Raw genomic sequence first — 18,746 nt, 5'->3', positions numbered from 1 at the left:
CCAGGAGGGCGGTGGTCACCGCGCCAGAATGGGTTGTGCAGCCCACTCTTGTCCGCAGAAAATGGGTTGTCTAATCCAAAAACTGCTAGCGTGACCACATGACCACCGAGACGCACGCCCCGACCGCGAAGCGCTTGACCCGCAAGGGCCAGGAAACCCGGCGGCGGATCGTCGCGGCCGCCGCCCAGCTCATGTACGAACAGGGCATCACCGAGGCGACCCTGGAGGACGTGCGTGCGGCGGCGGGCGTCAGCGGCTCGCAGATCTACCACTACTTCGCCGACAAGCAGGAACTCTTGCTCGCCGTGATCGAGTACCAGACCGAGGCCGTCCTGGACTTGCAGCAGCCGCTCTTCGACAAACTGGACACCTTGGAGGGTCTGCGCCAGTGGCGTGACGCGCTCGTGGAGTACCAGTTGCGCCTGCAGTGCCGCGGCGGCTGCCCCATCGGCTCACTCGCCAGCGAAGTCGCCGAATCGAACCCCGAGGCCCGCCTGGCGGTGGCCTCCGGCTTCCTCCGCTGGGAGACGGCGATCCAGGCCGGCCTTCGGACGATGCACGCCCGCGGCGAACTGAACGCGGACCCGGACGACCTGGCCTTGGCGACCCTCGCGGCACTCCAGGGCGGGCTTCTGCTCACTCAGGTGCAGCGCCGGGTCAAGCCCTTGGAAGTCGCCCTGGACGCGGCACTCGACCACATCGCGCAGCACACGAGCCCCCGGTAGCCGACGTCGCGTCAGGCTTCATCAACGAGCCTTCTGAGCAGGTCGCGACGCCCATGCCGGCCGCGACCGCCGGCTGAGGTCGTAGCGATCGCGGCCGGTATGGCCCGTGGCACACCGGCGGAGACCGCCGCGGGCTGGCGCCTAGCGCTGACCGGCGGTGCCCTCGTGGCGGTCGAGTTCGGCCAACAGCCGGCGCAGCGAGGCCCTGGTGCTGCGGATCTCCTCATCGGAGATGTCCGCGAACAGTGCGGCGTGCAGCGCCGCCGCTCTGGCGGTGACGCGCGCGAGCGACTCCCTGCCGCGGGAGGTGAGGGTCAGCAAGGGAGAGCTGCGGTGGTCCGGGTTGGGCGCGAAGGCCGCGAACTCGAGTTCCACCAGATCATTGGCGACCCGCTGGACGTTCTGGCGGCTGACACCGAGGCGGCGCGCGGCTTGCGGGACGGTGAGCGGGTCCTCGGACGCCACGCTCAGCACCTGCCACCGGGCCTGGGTCAGCCCCTCCGCGTCGGCCGTTCGCTCGCCCAGGCGCCGCAGGGCCCCGGCTGCCTCGAAGACGTCGGCGACCAGGAGCGCCGTCTCGTCCGTCACTGGATACTCCTCTAAATTGACAACATGATGTCTAGATGGCATCGTGTTGTCATACTACCGCAAGGCGACTACTTCGGAGGACACGCCATGACCAGGGTCGACCTTTACCGGAACGTTCACATGGGACAGCGTGCGCGGCTGTTCGCTCTCGCCACCGAGCTCGGTGCCGCCGACGTCGAAGCCGTGCCCGAGTTGGCGGATCGCTGCCTGGCCATGACGCAGGAGCTCCGGGAGCACGCGGACCATGAAGACAGCTTCATCCACAAACTCCTGCGGGAGCGCGCACCTCTGGCGGCCGATGCGTTGGACGGCGAGCACGTGCGCCTCGACGCGGCATTCATCGCGTTGGACGCGCGGGCTCGGGCGCTGCCCGGCACCGAGGTCGAATCGCGGCCTGAGGCGCAGCATGCCTTGTATCTGGCGTTGAACGAAGTGATCAGCGCCTATCTTGCGCACCTGTACGCGGAGGAGACAGTGGCGATGCCGGCGTTGTGGCAGTCCGCCGGCGATGAGGAACTGGCAGCCGTCCTCGTCGCATTCCGTGCTTCGCGCACCCCGGAAGAGGCGCTCACCGACCTGCACAGAATGCTGCCCGCACTCCCGCCGGAGCCCCGGACGGCGATCGTACGGGGCATCGTCGAGGCCGCCGGGGAGCAGGCGGACAGCACCCTGGCTTCAGTCTGCGCCACCCTCAGCAGCGACCAGCGGGACCGGCTGTACGAGGACCTCGGGGTGTCAGAGGCCAGATAGGTGGCCCGAGCCTCCGCACACTGCACACGCGCCCGGTACTTGGGCGGTGTGTCGGGGACGGTGTAGAGGCGTGCGTTGTCGACGGTGTAGTACGCGCCGTCGTAGTCGACCACGCTGCCGTCGAACAGCAGTCGAATGATCTCGATGGCTTCCTCCAGCATCTCAGCGCGGATGCCGCTGCGCCGCCAGTGCTCCCCGGTGGTGTGCTCGTTGAGTGCCTCGCCGCTGCCGACGCCGAAGCGGAAGCGGCCGTGGGTGAAGACCGCGCATTCCTCGCTGGCCAGGAAATATCCGAAGGTCGTCGTACGGTCCTCCCGGTGTCGTCCGGATGGCGTGCCTCGCGTGCCCGGGGCGTCCCGTGTTCCAAACGCGCGGGCGCGGTGGCAAAGGGACGGTGACCGGTGCCGACTGAGGCCGACGATCGCGAACGCGGAAAGCGACGTTCTCTGCGTTTGCCTTCCGGCGTCTTCGGCACGAAGATCGTCTTAACTCGCCGGCGAAGGGAGCAGGTCATGCCCGCTGGCGGCACGAACAACGTTTCCCCGTGGCTTCTGCCTGGAGTGATCCTCGGCGGTGTATTGCTGCTGATCGGCGGGATCACCACCGGCAGTGTCTCGACCGTCATCCTCGCTTTCGTCGCGACCGGCGTCCTGGCCTGGACGATCGTGAGGCGGAACCGCGCTTGAGGGGCTGGCGGGGCCCGGGTGGGCTGCCGGATCTTCGGATGGCGGCTCGGCCCCGGTCAGATCGAACAGATCTTCGAGGGCGGCAACGGCCAGCACCCGGGCCACCGGCTCGGAGGGGTTGTCCACGGCCACGTCCTGGTGGAGATCGCGCGCCCCGTCCACCAACGGCGCGGAGAGCCGGCGGACCGTAGCCTGGCGGTATGGCGCGTCGCTCTCCACTCACCCCCGACGGGGCGTTCGCGATGCTCATCGCCGGCAACCGGCGCTTCGTCGACGGCACTCCCGAGCACCCGAACCAGGACGCCGAGCGTCGCGCCGAACTGGCTCCCGGGCAGGCGCCGTTCGCGGTGCTGTTCGGTTGCTCCGACTCCCGGCTGGCCGCCGAGATCATCTTCGACCGGGGCCTCGGCGACCTGTTCGTGGTCCGCACCGCCGGCCATGTCATCGGCCCGGAGGTGCTGGGCAGCATCGAATACGGGGTGTCCGTGCTGCGCTGCCCGCTGGTGGTGGTCCTCGGCCACGACTCCTGCGGCGCCGTCGGAGCCGCGCGCAGGGCGGTGGAGGAAGGCATCCCGGCCCGCGGGTACGGGTATGTGCGCGACGTCATCGAGAAGGTCACCCCTTCGGTGCTGGCCGCCCGGGCTGCCGGCCACACCGCCGACCGGGACTTCATCGCCGAGCAGATTCAGCACACGGTGCACCTGCTGCTGGAGCGCTCGCGCATTCTGTCCGACGCCCTGGCGGCCGGAGATGTCGCGGTGGTGGGCCTGGCCTACCGGCTCACCGACGGCATCGCCGAACTGATCACGCTGAACGGCGCCGACCACGACGGCGCTTCAGCTTCTCGGCAGAGCTCCGGATAACGGGCCCCATAACGAGCCCCGCCGAGTGCGCCGGAGCTGGCTGGATGAGCGTCCATCGGCCCGGCTCTCGTTTGAACCCCCGGAAAGAGGTAACTGGTAACCATCCCCGAAGAAGGGTTGCGCGCGTCTGGATCTACTGCGGCGAGGTGAGAGAGTGAGCGGGACGGCTCTTGCCAACCGATCTCCCACACCGGCGGATCCCTTTCGGCACGAGGCGTTCCTGTACTCCGGCAGTGAGCACTTCCTGGCGGGGGCCGCAGCCTTTGTCCGCGGTGCTCTGGCGGCGGGGGAAGCGGTCCTGGTCGCGATAGTCGAGTCGCGCGCCGCCTTACTCCGACGGGTTCTGGGCACCGACGCCGACCGGGTCGGGTTCCTCGACATGGAGCGTGTCGGCCGGAACCCGGCGCGGATCATCCCGGCCTGGCAGGACTGGGTCGAGGAGAACGCCGCGACGGCGCGAGGTTTCCGGGGGATCAGTGAGTCGGTCTGGGCCGGCCGCACGCCGAGCGAACTGGCCGAGTGCCGGCAGCACGAGCGGTTGCTGAACACCGCCTTCGACCGCGGCCCGGGCTGGTGGCTGCTGTGTCCCTACGACATCGACGCTCTGCCCGCGTCGGCCGTCGACGCCGCGAACGGCTCTCACCCCTGCGTCGTCGACCACGACATCCATACCCGCGGCGCCGGCTACCCGGACGCCGGATTCGCCCACCCCGCCCTGTCCGACGAACCGCTGGACGAGCCGTCGGTCCCGATGTGGGAACTCGACTTCGGTCTGCCGGACCTGGGCCGGCTCCGCGATGAGGTCACAGACTTCGCGAAGAAGTTGGAGGGTGACCGCAGAGCCGACGACGCCGCCCTGGTCGTCAGCGAACTCGCGGCGAACAGCATCAAATACGGCGGGGGAGCGGGTGTGCTGCGCCTGTGGCACGAGGGCGCGGACCTGGTTTGCGAGGTGCGGGACCGCGGGCTGATCACCGATGCGCTGGCCGGGCAGCGCCGCCCCACCGGGCTGGGCGGACAAGCCGGGCTGTGGATCTCCAATCGGGTGTGCGATCTGCTGCAGATTCGTTCGGCGCCAGGGAAGGGCACCGTAGTGCGCGCTCGCTTCGCGGGCTCCGGCCAGGCGTAGTTTTGCTCATCTGGATTATCTAAGTCAGATTGACGACTGTGCCGCGACAGTATGCTGATTCGCTCCGCGGTCTACCTCAACCACCAAGATGTCAAGCAGCTGATTCAGAGCCGCACCCATGGCGGCGATCGCTGAGACCTTGCGCCGCCTCGAGGCCCTCGGATTCGTCGCGCGGTCCAAGGATCCCGCCGACGGGCGCCGGGTCGTCGTCACCATCACTGGCCCACGCACGCAGCAGCACCAGCCGCGCCACGAATGCCGGGACGTCGTCGGCGTCGCTCGGATCCGGCGGTGCGTCGCCAAACCAGCCCGGTGCGCGGCTGGCCGTCGTCGAGTTCCGCTCTGTCCCCGGTCAGTTCACGTCGGCCTGCTGCCGTGCGCCTCCCAAGCTGGGGGCGTTGGCGACCAGGCCATGAAACCGGGCGAGGGCGACGGCTTCGGATCGGCTGTGGGCGCCGAGCTTCTCGTAGACGTGGCGTGTGTGGGTGCGGATGGTGTTGACCGATAGCGACAGCTCCGCGGCGATCTCAGGCGCGGACAGGTTCGTCGGCAGGTAACGCAGCACTCGCATCTCGCTGTCGCTGAGCGGTTCGCGTATGTGTGCCGATGTCACGGTCCCGGTTGCCGTCGGTGTCGCACTGCCGTCGCCGTCGAGTCGGGCGAGGATCTCCCGAATCAGGGCGTGGTGCGCGGTGCCCTTCGCGGTCAGGCGCTTGAGTAGGTCGGACACGGGGTGCAGGAGGATGGGGAACAGGATCTGGTCGGGTGCTGCGCTGCCGAGGGCTTGCTCAAGGGCCCTGTCGGCCTCGTCGGTGAGATCGAGGGCGTCACAAGCCAGTGCTTCGAGCACGGACGCGGCCACAGCCCATATCGGTGGAGTCCCCGGTCGTGCGTCGGCAGCAGGTGAGGGGAGGAGGTCCCTCGCTCCTTGCGGATCGGCTTGGGCGAGTCGCAGTGCCGCCTCGGCGGTCCGGATCGGGGTGCTCGCGCGCACATCGGGTGCCATCTCGGCGAGAGCCTGCTCGACGCTCTGGGTCTTGCCCAGTCGAATCAGTGCGTGGAGCATGCATGTCCGCACCATCGGTTGGAGGACGTGCGGGGTGACGAGTGTGCTCGAAAGCTGCTCGACTTCCTGGAAGATGACGAGCGCGGCCTCATGCTCGCCGAGCGCGAGCGCGAGGCTGGCGCGGACGTAGCGGAGGTTCACCGCGGCGACCGGGTTGACTTCGGGGCGCAGACAGCGCTGGGCAAGATCGAGCGAGGACTCCGCCTCCGCCCACCGACCCTGGTGGAGTAGTGCGTCGGCGTGCACCGACCAGGCGATGGCGGTGAGCGGCTTGTCGCTCCAGCCGTGTTTCCGTGCCAGGTCGATTGCTTGGCTGCTGCGTTCGGCGCCGGCTGTGTATGACCTGGTCACCGCGCGCTGTGCGTCGTAGGCGAGACCGGCGAGTTCGAGGTACGGTCTGCTGATCTGCCGCGCCAAGGCGATCCCCTGTTCAAGGTGCCGGTTCGCGCCTTCGAAGCGCATCGCCGAGACCTCCGCGGCGCCCAGGCTGATCAGGGCCATCGCGCGCAGGCCGTCGTCGACGTCCGGCCGTACCGTCTCGGCGTTCTCGACCGCTGCGAGCAACCGCTCGACTTCCTCGGCCACCGCCGAGAGATCTCCGCACCGCCGAGCAAGCCGCAGGCGCAGGATGGTGCACATGACCTCGAAGTGCCCGCGCCGGTCCGGCGGTGTCGTTCCGGCCCTTCCGGCGGCCAGGGCGAGCCACCGTTCCGCCTTCTGCGGCGAGCCGTGTTCCAGGTCGGCGGCCGCCATCAGGACGGCGAGTTCGGCGTTGGCTGTCGCGGCGCTTGCGGGAAAGCCGGCCAAGAGGTTCTGGATCGTGCCGGCCTGGCCGTCGAGGTAGAGCTCGGTCCAGTGGTCTGAGAGCAGGTGTACGGCGTCGTCCCAGCGCTGGGCAGCCTGGGCGTGCCGTACGGCTTCGACGGTGTACCCGTTCGCGCCGTACCAGCCGCTGGCGGCGGCGTGCAGGGCGGGCAGTCGTGCCGACTCGGTCCGCCGCAGTTCGTGCTGAAGCAGATCGGCGAACAGGCGGTGGTATCGGAACCAGGACCGTTGCGGATCCACGGCGAGTACGAAGGCTCCGGCCTGCTCCAGGTTCAGCAGGATCTGTTCCCCGTCCGAGCCGGAGGTCAACAGATCGGCGAGGCTGCCGTTCATCCGGTCCAACACCGAGGTCCGCAACAACAAGGTCCTGACTTGCTCCGGCTGCTGTTCCAGCACCTCTGCCAGCAGGTAGTCCGCCACGGTGCGCTCGCTGCCGGAGAACTCGGCCGCGAACCGTTCCGGGTCCGGGTGGCCGGCCAGTGATAGCGCAGCCAGCCGCAGCCCTGCTGCCCAGCCCTCGGTCCGCCGGTGCAGCAGGCCGACGGCGTTCTCGGACATGTGCACGCCTGCCGCCTCGAACAGAGCCGAGGTCTCCTCGAGCGTGAAATGCAGGCTTGACGCGCGGATCTCGGTCACTTCGCCGTCGAGCCGCAGCCGATGCAGGCCCAGTCTCAGATCGTGCCGGGTGGCCAGCACGAAACGCAGCTCGGCGGGTGCCCGCAGGATCAGCAGCCGAAGCTGCCGCAGTGTCTGGGTGCCGGCCAGCTCGTGCAGGTCGTCGAGGATCAGCCAGGTCCGGTCGCGCAACGTTCCCAGATCGGAGAGCACCTGCTCGACGACGGCCCAACCGTCCAGATCGGGTGCCGCGTGCAGCGGCCCGACCAGCGCCGATCCGGCGGTGGTGGTGCGAAGGGCGTCGACGACCGCCAGCCAGAATCGCTGTGGATCACGTGCTTGTCCGGAGACGGACACGTAGGCCGTGCGGTCGGTCAGACCCGAGGTCTCGATCCAGGACCGCAGCAGGGTTGTCTTGCCGCTGCCGACGGGCGCCGACACCTCGGCGATCCGGCTGGCGCTGCTGAGCTGATCGAACAGTGCGCCACGGAGGACGTTCCGATTGGCGCTCATGGCGTCGAATCTACCGTCGGCGGATCACCCACGGCATCCGAGCAGATCACCAAGAACGCGTGACGACCGCTCACCAAGTGACGCGACACGCTCTTCCTCGTCCGGCCCACGACAGACAGGAGCGGATTCCATGGTCGACGTCGACGTGTCGCCCTTCGAGGTCGAAGTCCTCGGGCGCACGGGAGACCTGCTGCGCGCGGACGTGTACCTACCGTCCGGCACCGAGGGCCCGTACCCGATCGTGCTGGGTGCTTCGCCGTATCAGAAGGCGCTTCGCTACCTTCCGCCCAACGGGGTCTTCCCGTTCACTGAGTATGGCCCGATGCAGCTCTACCTCGACAACGGCTACGCCTACGTCGCTATGGATCTGCCGGGCACCGGCCGGTCGGAGGGGATCTGGGACCCGGTCTCGCGCACCGAGGGCGAGGCCATCCACGACATGATCGAGCACGTAGCCGTTCAGCCGTGGTCCACCGGGGCGGTCGGCATGATCGGCATGTCGCACTACTGTTGGAGCCAGTGGAACGCCGCACGTACCCGGCCGCCGCATCTGAAGACGATCGTGGCCTACGACGGCGCGACCGACATGTACCGCGACTGGATGTACCACGGTGGCATCCCGATTCAGGGATTCTTGAGCACTTGGCTTTTCGGGTCGGTGCTCTACCAGCACGAGTTGCGTGGCATCGACTTCCACGTGGGGGACAAGCACGAGTTCGTCTATGACATCCTCAGCCATCCCCTCGACGACGAGTGGCACCGCCGCCGGTCCCCGTTCTGGGAACTGCCGGACGTCGAGATCCCGGTGTTCTCCATCGGCGTGTGGGGCAAGGCCGCGCTACACCTGCGCGGCAACTTCTACGGCTACGAACGCGTCAGCGGACCGAAGCGGCTCCTGGTCGCCCATCCCGCCGGATTCGCCGCGGCCCAGCAGTACTACTTCAACGAACAGTTCCACCGCGATGAACTGCTGCCCTGGTACGACCACCACCTCAAGGGCGTCGAGAACGGCGTGATGAAGCAGCCCGCGGCGCGCTTCTACGTCAACGGGGAAGACACCTACCGCTCAGCCGACGCCTGGCCGCCGGCCGATGCCCGGCCGACCGCCTTCTTCCTCACCGGACGACACAGTGGTGCCGTCACCTCGCTCAACGACGGTTCGCTCACTGAAGCCGTGTCCGAGGCCGACCAGGACTCGACCTCGTGGTCCTACCCGGACCCGCTGTGGGCGGCGGGGGTCTCTGTCTTCGATGAACACGGCGTGCCCGACCACGTCGCGCGCGTCACCACCTTCACTACGGCGCCCATGGACAGAGACCGCGAGTTCACCGGCCACGGTGTGCTGACGATGTACGCCTCCACCGACCAGACGGACCTGGACCTGTTCGTCAAGGTCTCGCTGGTTCCCGCCGCCACAACCGCGGATCGTCCGATGCCGGTCAAGGTCACCCAGGGCTGGCTGCGCGCATCGCACCGCGCCGAGGACCCCGAGCTGACGTCCGACATGCGCCCGTTCCATCGGCATTCGCACATCGAGCCGCTCGTCCCGGGCGAGGTCTACGAACTGCGTGTGGAACTGCTGCCGATGTCCTTCCTCGCCCGTACCGGGGACCGGATCCGGCTGGAGATCACGAATCAGGACTCGCTGATCGCCGACGCGCCGATGACCCACTTCTACGGGACCAAGGTCGGCACCGACACCTACCACCACGACCGTGTGTACCCCTCGACGCTCCGCCTGCACGAACGTCCCCGCCCCCACAAGTGAGTGGAGTTCTCCATGAGCATGGCCTACCTCGCACAACCCGAACAGCAACAGCACCTCGAGTGGCTCGACGGCGGCACCCTCGCGATGCTGCTCGACGGCAAAGCCACGGACGGACAACTGATGATCGGACGCTTCGACGTCGCCGAGGGCGAGGCGCCGCCCTACCACAAGCACACCCGCGAGGACGAGGTCTTCCTGCTCATCAAGGGCACCGCGCTCGTGTGGTGCGACGACCAAGAATACGAGCTCGCCGAGGGTGGCATCGTCTACCTGCCCCGGAACATCCCCCACGGCTACCGCGTCACCTCGGCGAAGGCGGACCTGTTGATGATCAACACACCCGCCGGCATCGAGGGGATGTTCAGGGAGACCGGCCGCGACAAAACCACCCCTCGCCCACCCGGGTTCCAGATCACGCCGGACCCCGAACTCGCCGGTAAGTACGGCAACGTCATCATCGGTCCGCCGCGCTGAGCAGTGCCTCGATGCCCGTTGTTCTACCTGGAAACGCATCCTTGGAAAGGCTCCAGTATGACGCAACAACAGCGCTTAGCTCTCGACGAACTCTTGCGGCACGGCCCGCTCGACGTCGGCGGCGACGTTGCCGAACAGCGCGCGATCTTCCACGGGATGATCGCCTCCACGCCCCTGCCTGAGGACGTCACGGCCCGGCCGGACGAGCTGGGCGGCGTGCCCGTCGTGGTCGTCGAGACCCCCGATCTCGATCCGTCCAGGGTGATCCTCTACTTCCATGGCGGTGCCTACGCCCTGGGATCCGCACCCGACTCCGTCGGACTGGCCTCGGACATCGCCCGTCGGGTGCGGGCGCGGGCAATATCCGTCGACTACCGACTCGCCCCCGAAGACCCCTTCCCCGCAGCTGTCGACGACGCTGTCGCCGCCTACCGGGCGCTGCTCGGACAGGGCGTTCCCGCCGCACGCATCGCATTCGTCGGTGAATCCGCCGGCGGCGGCCTGGTCGCGGCTGTCCTGGTCGCTCTCAAGGACAGCGCCCTACCCCAGCCCGCCTCGGCCGCGGTCTTCTCTCCGTGGGCCGACTTGACCGTGTCCGGCACCAGCATCTCCAGCAAGGAGAAGCTCGACCCGGCCCTCACCCCCGAAGCCCTGCGCACCAGAGCACGCGACTATCTCGGCCACCATGACCCCGCCGCCCCATTGGCCAGCCCGATCTATGCCGACCTGTCCGGCCTGCCCCCGCTGCTCATCCAAGTCGGCTCTCACGAGATCCTGCTCGACGACGCCATCCGCCTCACTGCCCGCGCGGCATCTGACGACGTCCCCGTCGAGCTGCAGGTCTGGCCCGAGGTGCCGCATGTCTTCCAGTCCTTCGCCGCCATCCTCGACGACGCGGATCAAGCCCTGAACGCTGCCGCGGCATTCATCAGGCACAACTGGCGTGACTGACGGGGGCTACTGCTCTTCCAGACCTCACGATCTCCTGCGATCCGCTTCAGCCGTCGAGGCTGTCGAGCGCGGTCTCGGCGTAGTGGGGCCAGGCATGGGCATGGGCGACGGGGACGGCGACCCAGTCTTTGAACGGGCGGTGCTTGCCGGAGGGATCGAAGAGTTCGGCTCCGGACAGGGCAAGGGCCTCGGCGTGGGCGGGGGTGCCGTCACCCAACCGGAAAGCCAGCAGGTCGCCCTTGAGGCAGGCGAATGCCTTGCCGTGGGCTTTGAGGCCGCGTTTGCCGAACATCGCTCCGGAGGTGGCACCGCGTACTGCGAGGTCAGTGGCGATCTCGTCAAACAGGTCGTCAGAGGTCATTTGGCTGGTCCTCGCTCCATCGGGTTGAAACGTCTCGCGACATCCATGGTGCCGTAGCCACCAAGGGTCCTAGGGCCTGCTCACCGAGTATCCCAGCGTTTGGTGCTGATCTTCGCTAAGGTCGCCGATCATGGGGATATTCAAGCGGGTGTCGGAACGGGATCGCTTCGGGCAGGAGGTCGCTGCGCGTATTGCCGCTGACAAACGGGTCGCCTCGGCCGTATACGATCCCGACGGTTTCAAAGTCACCGTCCGCCGGCACGACGGCGCTGGCGAGGGCGAGCTGTTCCTCGGTAACGCCTTCCGCGAACGCGAGCGCCTCGACGCCGACGAGCGGCGCGTGCAGCTGGACCGGCTCGCCTCGAACGTGGCACCGCCGCCGGTGCCCACCGGTTGGGCCGAAGTCCGGCCGGCACTGCGTCCGGTACTGCGCCAAGCCGACTTCGGCATGGGCCATGACGGCATACCGGAGGTGCTGTCGCGGCCCGCGCAGCCGTGTCTCAGCGAGTTCGTGGTGATCGACACGCCGGAGGCGATGGCATACCCGACCCTGCGGGACCTCGACCAATGGGGGGTGAGCGCGCAGGAGGTCTTCGCAGCGGCGCACGAGAACCTGGCCCGCGAGTTCGGCAAGCTCCTGGAGGAGCGCGGCGGCCACGCACCCGCGGTCACCGACTTCATGGGGGTGACCCACACCTACCTCGGCTCGCTGATCCTCCTGGAGGGCTGGCTCGCGACCTGGTCGGCGGGCTGGGGCCGGCGGCCGCTGGTGTTCGTCCCGGACCAGGGCGGGATGCTGGTCGTGCCGGAACCACAGAGCCCTGATGATCTGATCGCACTGCTGGACCGCGAGCAGACACGATGGGGCGAGGCGGTCCGCTCGATCTCCCCGGTCGCCTACACCCTCGACGACACCGGGCGGGTCATGCCGTACGACGTGCCGGCGGGCCACCCCGCGCGCGACGTGGTCCGCCGCGGCTGGGGAGCACTGGCCTCGGTCGTCTACTCGTCCCAGACCGAGCGGCTCCGGGCCGCGGCCAGGCCCGGCGACCCGTTTGCCGCCGCCTTCTCGCGCTACGGCCGACCCGGCACCGACGCCACGTTCACCCTGGCCACGTGGAGCAATGACCAGCCCACACTGCTGCCGGAGGCGGAGTGGATCGCCTTCCCGGAGAACGGCGACGACGAACAGTTCTTCGCCACCTGGGAGGTCGTGGCAGAGGAGACCGGACTCGTCCCCGAACCCGGCTACCACCCCGCCCGGTACCTGGTGAGCGACTGGCCGGAGCCGGAGGCCATGTCGCGACTGCGGGCTCGGGCCGCGACACCGTAGCCGCCGCTCGTCACTCTGCGATCCCGATGGTCATGTCGGCATGGACACGGATGGATGCTCTTGTCGCGCAGCGTGCCCGCAGGAGCCGCGCTGCCCGCGGCAGACCTGCCATCAATTCGCGCACGCTCTAAGACTCCTGATTCCACTCCGAGATCCGCGCGGAGAGGTCGGCAAGGCGTCGCCGCTCCCGGGCGGTCGCGGCTGAGCGCTTGTTCGACGCTCGCGCGTGCGCCTCACGCTCCAGCTCCACGAGCGCGCGCTCGCTCGGGTTCGACGTGTCGGCGCTGTGCAGGCGCTTGATCCACGCGGTCGCGACGGTTTGCTCCGCTTCCCGGACGGCCGCCTGGCGACACAGTTGCGTCATCGTGCGCTGACATCTCGCGGTTCGCTTGGCCAGCCGGTATCTCTGCCACATCTCGGCTATCACTGATCACATCCCAAGGGCGGCCTACAGGAAGTTGACGCCCTGGGCGAGCGGCAGGTCGTCGGAGTAGTTCACGGTGTTCGTCGCCCGCCGCATGTACGCGCGCCACGCGTCGGAGCCGGATTCGCGGCCGCCGCCGGTCTCCTTCTCGCCGCCGAAGGCGCCGCCGATCTCGGCGCCGGAGGTGCCGATGTTGACGTTGGCGATGCCGCAGTCGGAACCGTCGGCGGCCAGGAAGCGCTCCGCTTCGCGCTGGTCCTGGGTGAAGATGCTGGAGGACAGGCCCTGCGGGACGTCGTTGTGGAGGGCGAGCGCCTCGTCGAGGGTGCGGTACGTCAGGAGGTACAGGATCGGGGCGAATGTCTCCTCGCGCACGATGCCGTCCTGGGCGGGCATGCGGACCACGGCCGGTCGGGCGTACGCCGCGTCCGGGGCGCCGGGCTGAGGTTCGAGGTCGCCGCCGACCAGAAGCTTTCCGCCTGCCGCCTGGGCCTGGGCCAGGGCGTCGGTCATCGCCGTGTGGGCGGCGCGGGTGATGAGCGGTCCGACGAGCGTGCCGCTGTCGAAGGGGTTGCCGACAGGCAGTCGCCGGTAGGCGTTGACGATCCGCTCCTCGAGTTCGGCGGCCACGTCTTCGTGCACGATCAGCCGGCGCATCGTGGTGCAGCGCTGTCCGGCGGTTCCGGCGGCGGAGAAGACGATGCCGCGGACCGCGAGGTCCAGGTCGGCCGACGGCGTGACCACCGCGGCGTTGTTGCCGCCCAGTTCCAGCAGGCAGCGGCCGAGCCGGGCGGCGACGCGGACGGCCACCTCGCGTCCCATGCGCACCGATCCGGTCGCGCTCACCAGCGCCACGTCGGGGTGGTCCGCGAGCCGCTCGCCGATCTCCCGGGCGCCGAGCAGCAGCCGGTGCACGCCGGCCGGCGCGCCGGTCTGCGCCGCGGCCGCCGCCAGGAGCGCATCGCAGGCCGTCGCGGTGAGCGGGGTCAGCTCCGACGGCTTCCACACCACCGTGTCGCCGCATACCAGGGCGACGGCCGTGTTCCAGGCCCAGACCGCGACCGGGAAGTTGAAGGCGCTGATCACGCCGACCACGCCGAGCGGGTGCCAGGTCTCGGACAGGCGGTGGCCGGGCCGCTCGGAGGCCATGGTGCGGCCGTACAGCTGCCGGGACAGGCCGACCGCGAAGTCGCAGATGTCGATCATCTCCTGCACCTCGCCCAGCGCCTCGGTGCGGATCTTCCCGGCCTCGATGGTGACCAGGTCGGCGAGATCCTCCTTGTGCTCGGTGAGGAGTTCGCCGAGTCGCTTGACCAGGGCGCCGCGCTTCGGGGCGGGGGTCGTGCGCCACTGTTCGAAGGCCTGCCGGGCGGCGGCGATCGCCGTGCCGGCCTCGGCCGGGGTCGTGCCGGCCACCCGGAACAGGGTGCCGGCGGTCACCGGTGTGCGCGCCGGCAGGTCCCCGCTCTGGGTGGGTGCCTCCACTCCGCAGCGACTCAGGCTCCTGACGGCGATGGCGCGCAGGGCGTCGTCGTCGGGCAGCGGAGTGCGGGTGCTGTTCATGCTGACGTCTCCTTCAGATGATGTGCGTCTCGGGGCGGAGGCCGGCCCCGGCCGCGGAGAAGCGCGCGGCGCTCAAGGGCGTGATGTCGAGAACGGGGGTCCTGCCGAGGCAGAGGTCGCGGACGATCTCCCCGACCGCCGGGGCCTGGAGGAAGCCGTGGCCGGAGAACCCGGTGGCGTACAGAAAGCGGCTGACGCCTTCGGCCTCGCCGATCAGCGCGTTGTGGTCCGGGGTCATCTCGTACAGGCCCGCCCAGCCGCCGGCGACGGGGACGTCCGCGAGCGCGGGTGCCCGGGGCCGGGCTGCCCGCCGGAACGGTTCGAGCCATTCATGGGTGAACTCGCGCCCGAAGCCCTCGCTCTGGCGGCTGTCCGACAGGCCCACGACGAGACCGTCCGCGGCGTCGTTGTGGAAGTACATCGTGGAGCCGACGTCGAGGGTGAACGGAATCCGGGGCGGAGCCGGGCGCAGCGGCCCGGTGAAGGCGATCTGCCGGCGCAGGGGCACCACCGGAAGATGGACGCCGGCCATCCGGCCGATGGCGCCGGACCAGGCGCCGGCGCAGCACACGACCGTACGGGTGCTGATGTCGCCCCGGGAGGTGCGGACGGCTCGCACGACGCCCCCGGCGACGTCGATCGCGGTGACCAGGCAGTCGCCGAGCACGACCGCACCGTGCCCGCGGGCGCCGCGCACATATCCCTGGACGGCTGCCGGCGGCAGCGCCCAGCCGTCGGTGGAGGAGTAGGCGGCGGCTCTGATGCCGCGGGGGTCGATATAAGGGCACAGATCCTGCGCCTGTCGAGGAGTGAGGATCCTGCTGGGCACGCCCAGCGCGTTCTGATCGACGACGCTGCGCTCGAACAGGGCCACCTGTTCGTCATCGGCCAGCAGGAACAGGTATCCGACGTTCCGCAGCCCGACATCGGCGCCGGGCCGCCGGGCGAAAGACCGCCAGGCCTCCAGGCTGCGCAGCCCCAGACCGATGTTGACCGGGTCGGAGAACTGGGCCCGGACACCCCCTATCGGTTTGCCCGACGAACCCGATCCGGGGTGGTCCCGCTCCACCAGGACCACCTTGGCGACACCGGCCTCGGCGAGATGGAAGGCGATGGCGGCACCCATCACGCCGCCACCGATGATCACCACGTCCGCGTCAGGCGGGAGGCGATCGCCGGCAGCGTCGGAAGAGGAAGTCAACTGAATCATCCCGTCGTGGTCGCGCGCGAATAACAGTGCACTGCCGGGCCTTAGTGCCGAGCAGTAGGCGTGTTTGTCGTCGGTAAGCCGCCCTGCGATGGGCGATGGGCAATGGGCGATGGGGAATGGATCGAATGCGGGAAGACTCACTAGAAGATCCGCGGGAAGGTCGAAAGGTCGACATGAGGGAGACTCGCACCCGGCGCCGATGGAGTCAAGGCCGGGGCCGACGGGACAATCCCCGGAGCGATTCCTCCAGCAACGACCTTTCCCTCGACGGCCGGCCGGGAAACCCCGGAGCGTGCCCCGCTCGTTGCCGGTGACTCAACCCCTTCATAGCCACAGGTGGTGATAGGGGTCGTAAAAGAGCAGGTCAGAGCTTTATCAAAGACTCGGTAGGGCGGCCGAGCGGTCGGCGGGACGTGCAGGAAAGCCGCCACGCCCCTTGTCGGACGCTAAGGTCACTGATACGTTCCACAACCATATTCACCGTGCCCGATTCGATCGAGTCGGAGGATGCCCCCCGTGGCACAGTTCTCTACTTCAGCCCTTTCCCCTCATCACGGACTCGTCGTCGAGAAGCGGGATCTGCCTCTTGAAGATCTCCCGCACTCCGACATTTCAGAGCTCTTCAAAGAACACGGAACATTGATGTTCCGGGGATTCGACGCGGCCGCGGAGGATTTCCGCGGACTGGTCCAGCGGTTCTCGTCGGAGCTGTATTTCCACCAGAACCCCAACCGCCAGACCCTCTCCAACGACGGGGCCGTCCTGCTGGTCGACGCGCACCGCAATCCGATCCCCGCGCACTCCGAGATGAGCTACTGCCCCCTGCACCCCGGGCTCCAGTGGTTCCTGTGCGTCCAGCCCGCCGTCTCCGGCGGGGAGACGACGGTCTACGACGGAGTCCAGGCCGGCGAACGGCTCGCGCCCGAGACCCGCGAGCTGTTCGAGAAGCAGCGGCTGACCTGGCGTCTGCCGTTCCCGACCGGGCCCGAGCACCAGGAGCGGGTGTTCGGGACCCGCGACCGCGCCGAACTGGAGACGATGTTCGCCGGCTACGAGGGCTTCGAGTACGACTTCGACGACGCCGGGAACCTGAACTGGACCTACTCGGTCTCCGCGCTGCCCCGGGCCCCCTACCTGGACGCCCCCACGCTGTGCAACAGCTACCTGGGTTCCGGTGCACTCGTCTCCTTCGAAGACGGCTCCGCCATCCCGCAACACTGCCGGTGGGACGCCCTCGACGCCACCGAGCAGGTGGCCGTCGACATCCAGTGGCAGGCCGGCGACATCGTGATGATCGACAACAAACGGGTGATGCACGGCCGCCGCGGGTTCGAGGACCCGGGCCGCAAGGTCGCCGCGATGCTGTCGAAGCCGAACTTCTGAGCCAGGCTGCTCCTCCGCCGCCCTCCCAGTTTGGATCCTCCGTGACTCAGACCACCGATCACCTCGCCACGCCGAATCGGACCACCGGCGACCTGCACCGGTTCTACGGACAGGCCCTGGACGCACTGGAACTGTCAGACCCGATCCTGCACGACCTGCTGGGCGCCGAACTCGACCGCCAGCGCGAGACGCTGGCCCTGGTCGCCTCGTGCAGCCCGGTCACCCCGGCCGCGCTGCTGGCCGAGGGCAGCTTCTTCGCCAACGTCACCGCGGAGGGCTATCCCGGCGCGCGCTTCCACGCCGGCTGCGTCAACGTCGACACGGTCGAACGGCTCGCCGTCGACCGCGCGAAGGAGGTCTTCGGCGCCCGCCACGCCAACGTGCAGCCGCACTCGGCGAGCACCGCCAACCAGGTCGTGATGACCGCCCTGCTGCGCCCCGGCGACCCGATCCTCGGGCTCGGCCTGGACGCCGGCGGCCACCTCAGCCACGGCGCCCCGGTGAACGCCTCCGGGCGGACCTTCACGCCGTACCACTACGGACTCAGCCCCGACGGGATGATCGACTACGCCGAGGTCCGGGAATCGGCCCGCCGGCACCGGCCCCGGCTGCTCATCGCCGGCACGACCGCCTACCCCCGAACCATCGACTGGGCCGTGTTCCGGGAGATCGCCGACGAGGTCGGGGCGTACCTGCTCGCCGACATCACCCACATCGCCGGGCTGGTCGCCGCCGGGGAGCACCCCTCGCCGATGGAACACGCCCACGTGGTGACCACCTGCACCCACAAGCAGCTCTACGGCCCCCGCGGCGGACTGATCCTGCTCGGCGAGTCGGCGGACCTCAAGCTCGCGGACGGCCGGACGCTCGCGCAGACCATGCAGTCCGGCGTGTTCCCGCTCATGCAGGGCGCGCCGGTGGTGAACAGCATCGCGGCCAAGGCCTACGCCTTGGGGGCGGCCGGCACCCCGGCCTTCAAAGCCCGGATGCGCGACGTGCGCTCCCTCGCGGCGGAGTTGGCCGACCAGCTCATCCTGCGCGGCGTCCGGGTGATCTCCGGCGGCACCGACAACCACATCGTCGTGGCCGACGTCCTGTCCTCCTTCGGCATCACCGGGGTCAACGCCGAGAAGGCGCTGGAGGAGTGCGGCATCCTGGTCAACAAGAACCGGATCGTCGGCGACGCGCACTCCGCGCGGGTGACCTCGGGCGTGCGGTTCGGGAGCAACAGCATGGCCGCCCGCGGCTTCGACACCGCCGACGTCGCGCGCGTCGCCGGCCTGGTCGTCGACATCCTGACCGGCACCGAGGGCAGCTCGGACACGACCTATGTCATCGATCCCCTTGTGCAGATGAACGCCCGGGAAGCAGTCCGGGACATCTGTCACCGCCGTCCTGTCGACGGGTACTGATACTCCTCGAATCCCGAGGCTCCGAGTCGATTCACGAATCCACGAGGCGATGCGGCGCGCCCTTCCGCGCCGCGTCGCCCGACCAGGCATGGCGCCTTCGCCTCAGC

General features: G+C 68.9%; 17 protein-coding genes and 1 pseudogene. 11 read left to right on the top strand and 7 right to left on the bottom strand.

All coding sequences use genetic code 11. From position 1 onward, the window contains the following. Nucleotides 1–98 precede the first annotated feature (98 nt). A complete protein-coding gene (locus ABH926_RS22020) occupies nucleotides 99–725 on the top strand; it encodes a TetR/AcrR family transcriptional regulator (RefSeq protein ID WP_370367587.1) in 627 nt (208 codons plus the stop codon). Between the two features lie 141 nt (nucleotides 726–866). Here the strand turns inward: ABH926_RS22020 and ABH926_RS22015 are convergent, their stop codons facing one another. After that, complete coding sequence (locus tag ABH926_RS22015; protein WP_370367586.1) at nucleotides 867–1,313, bottom strand: MarR family winged helix-turn-helix transcriptional regulator; 447 nt, start codon at nucleotides 1,311–1,313, stop codon at nucleotides 867–869. An 87-nt stretch (nucleotides 1,314–1,400) separates the two neighbouring features. Here ABH926_RS22015 and ABH926_RS22010 point away from each other — a divergent pair, with 87 nt between their 5' ends. Continuing rightward, nucleotides 1,401–2,063, top strand: coding sequence for a hypothetical protein (locus ABH926_RS22010; protein ID WP_370367585.1), 663 nt, complete (start codon nucleotides 1,401–1,403; stop codon nucleotides 2,061–2,063). A 59-nt stretch (nucleotides 2,064–2,122) separates the two neighbouring features. Here ABH926_RS22010 and ABH926_RS22005 read toward each other — a convergent pair. Continuing rightward, nucleotides 2,123–2,347, bottom strand: a pseudogene (locus ABH926_RS22005) (LLM class flavin-dependent oxidoreductase); the annotation flags it as partial. 117 nt (nucleotides 2,348–2,464) lie between these two features. Between ABH926_RS22005 and ABH926_RS22000 the strand changes: the two are divergent. The 3 genes from ABH926_RS22000 (at nucleotide 2,465) to ABH926_RS21990 (ending at nucleotide 4,741) form a co-directional block, all read left to right on the top strand. After that, nucleotides 2,465–2,749 (top strand): hypothetical protein, encoded by a 285-nt coding sequence (locus tag ABH926_RS22000; protein WP_370367584.1) that lies wholly within the window; start codon nucleotides 2,465–2,467, stop codon nucleotides 2,747–2,749. 200 nt (nucleotides 2,750–2,949) lie between these two features. Continuing rightward, nucleotides 2,950–3,612: a carbonic anhydrase gene (locus tag ABH926_RS21995; RefSeq protein WP_370367583.1), complete on the top strand. Its 663-nt coding sequence runs from the start codon at nucleotides 2,950–2,952 to the stop codon at nucleotides 3,610–3,612. A 154-nt stretch (nucleotides 3,613–3,766) separates the two neighbouring features. Continuing rightward, nucleotides 3,767–4,741 (top strand): anti-sigma factor RsbA family regulatory protein, encoded by a 975-nt coding sequence (locus tag ABH926_RS21990; protein WP_370367582.1) that lies wholly within the window; start codon nucleotides 3,767–3,769, stop codon nucleotides 4,739–4,741. A gap of 352 nt (nucleotides 4,742–5,093) precedes the next feature. Here the strand turns inward: ABH926_RS21990 and ABH926_RS21985 are convergent, their stop codons facing one another. Continuing rightward, entirely contained in the window at nucleotides 5,094–7,760 is a 2,667-nt protein-coding gene (locus ABH926_RS21985; protein WP_370367581.1) for a LuxR C-terminal-related transcriptional regulator, read from the bottom strand. Between the two features lie 130 nt (nucleotides 7,761–7,890). Between ABH926_RS21985 and ABH926_RS21980 the strand changes: the two genes are divergently transcribed. The 3 genes from ABH926_RS21980 to ABH926_RS21970 are packed head-to-tail and all read left to right on the top strand — an operon-like array spanning nucleotide 7,891 to nucleotide 10,953. Continuing rightward, complete coding sequence (locus tag ABH926_RS21980; RefSeq protein ID WP_370367580.1) at nucleotides 7,891–9,528, top strand: CocE/NonD family hydrolase; 1,638 nt, start codon at nucleotides 7,891–7,893, stop codon at nucleotides 9,526–9,528. A 12-nt stretch (nucleotides 9,529–9,540) separates the two neighbouring features. Next, complete coding sequence (locus ABH926_RS21975; protein WP_370367579.1) at nucleotides 9,541–10,002, top strand: cupin domain-containing protein; 462 nt, start codon at nucleotides 9,541–9,543, stop codon at nucleotides 10,000–10,002. Between the two features lie 18 nt (nucleotides 10,003–10,020). Further along, nucleotides 10,021–10,953, top strand: a complete 933-nt coding sequence (locus ABH926_RS21970) for an alpha/beta hydrolase (RefSeq protein ID WP_370367578.1) — start codon at nucleotides 10,021–10,023, stop codon at nucleotides 10,951–10,953. Between the two features lie 46 nt (nucleotides 10,954–10,999). On the opposite strand, the gene ABH926_RS21965 is transcribed toward ABH926_RS21970, so the two are convergent. Continuing rightward, nucleotides 11,000–11,314, bottom strand: a complete 315-nt coding sequence (locus tag ABH926_RS21965; protein ID WP_370367577.1) for a hypothetical protein — start codon at nucleotides 11,312–11,314, stop codon at nucleotides 11,000–11,002. Between the two features lie 130 nt (nucleotides 11,315–11,444). Between ABH926_RS21965 and ABH926_RS21960 the strand changes: the two genes are divergently transcribed. Further along, nucleotides 11,445–12,647: a hypothetical protein gene (locus tag ABH926_RS21960; RefSeq protein ID WP_370367576.1), complete on the top strand. Its 1,203-nt coding sequence runs from the start codon at nucleotides 11,445–11,447 to the stop codon at nucleotides 12,645–12,647. A gap of 127 nt (nucleotides 12,648–12,774) precedes the next feature. Here ABH926_RS21960 and ABH926_RS21955 read toward each other — a convergent pair whose 3' ends face one another. Genes ABH926_RS21955 through ABH926_RS21945 form a run of 3 tightly spaced genes read right to left on the bottom strand, consistent with a single transcriptional unit; the run spans nucleotide 12,775 to nucleotide 15,844 of the window. Then, nucleotides 12,775–13,074, bottom strand: a complete 300-nt coding sequence (locus ABH926_RS21955) for a hypothetical protein (RefSeq protein WP_370367575.1) — start codon at nucleotides 13,072–13,074, stop codon at nucleotides 12,775–12,777. Nucleotides 13,075–13,095: 21 nt separating this feature from the next. After that, nucleotides 13,096–14,634, bottom strand: coding sequence for an aldehyde dehydrogenase family protein (locus tag ABH926_RS21950; RefSeq protein WP_370367574.1), 1,539 nt, complete (start codon nucleotides 14,632–14,634; stop codon nucleotides 13,096–13,098). 13 nt (nucleotides 14,635–14,647) lie between these two features. Next, nucleotides 14,648–15,844 carry an NAD(P)/FAD-dependent oxidoreductase gene (locus ABH926_RS21945; protein ID WP_370367573.1) on the bottom strand — a complete coding sequence of 399 codons (1,197 nt, stop codon included), beginning with the start codon at nucleotides 15,842–15,844 and terminating at the stop codon, nucleotides 14,648–14,650. A gap of 507 nt (nucleotides 15,845–16,351) precedes the next feature. Here ABH926_RS21945 and ABH926_RS21940 point away from each other — a divergent pair. Continuing rightward, entirely contained in the window at nucleotides 16,352–17,227 is an 876-nt protein-coding gene (locus ABH926_RS21940; protein WP_370367572.1) for a TauD/TfdA family dioxygenase, read from the top strand. Nucleotides 17,228–17,268: 41 nt separating this feature from the next. After that, a complete protein-coding gene (glyA, locus tag ABH926_RS21935) occupies nucleotides 17,269–18,639 on the top strand; it encodes a serine hydroxymethyltransferase (RefSeq protein ID WP_370367571.1) in 1,371 nt (456 codons plus the stop codon). The last annotated feature ends 107 nt before the right edge of the window (nucleotides 18,640–18,746 follow it).

It is taken from the genome of Catenulispora sp. GP43, from assembly GCF_041260665.1.
Taxonomy (GTDB): domain Bacteria; phylum Actinomycetota; class Actinomycetes; order Streptomycetales; family Catenulisporaceae; genus Catenulispora.
Note: the sequence above shows the minus strand (reverse complement) of the source record. Positions and strands in the feature narration are given on the sequence as shown.

Coding starts and splice junctions, on each gene's coding strand:
- ABH926_RS22020 (WP_370367587.1), top strand. CDS start 99: ATGACCACCGAGACGCACGCCCCGACCGCGAAGCGCTTGACCCGCAAG.
- ABH926_RS22010 (WP_370367585.1), top strand. CDS start 1,401: ATGACCAGGGTCGACCTTTACCGGAACGTTCACATGGGACAGCGTGCG.
- ABH926_RS21995 (WP_370367583.1), top strand. CDS start 2,950: ATGGCGCGTCGCTCTCCACTCACCCCCGACGGGGCGTTCGCGATGCTC.
- ABH926_RS21985 (WP_370367581.1), bottom strand. CDS start 7,760: ATGAGCGCCAATCGGAACGTCCTCCGTGGCGCACTGTTCGATCAGCTC.
- ABH926_RS21980 (WP_370367580.1), top strand. CDS start 7,891: ATGGTCGACGTCGACGTGTCGCCCTTCGAGGTCGAAGTCCTCGGGCGC.
- ABH926_RS21975 (WP_370367579.1), top strand. CDS start 9,541: ATGAGCATGGCCTACCTCGCACAACCCGAACAGCAACAGCACCTCGAG.
- ABH926_RS21965 (WP_370367577.1), bottom strand. CDS start 11,314: ATGACCTCTGACGACCTGTTTGACGAGATCGCCACTGACCTCGCAGTA.
- ABH926_RS21960 (WP_370367576.1), top strand. CDS start 11,445: ATGGGGATATTCAAGCGGGTGTCGGAACGGGATCGCTTCGGGCAGGAG.
- ABH926_RS21950 (WP_370367574.1), bottom strand. CDS start 14,634: ATGAACAGCACCCGCACTCCGCTGCCCGACGACGACGCCCTGCGCGCC.
- ABH926_RS21945 (WP_370367573.1), bottom strand. CDS start 15,844: ATGATTCAGTTGACTTCCTCTTCCGACGCTGCCGGCGATCGCCTCCCG.
- ABH926_RS21940 (WP_370367572.1), top strand. CDS start 16,352: ATGCCCCCCGTGGCACAGTTCTCTACTTCAGCCCTTTCCCCTCATCAC.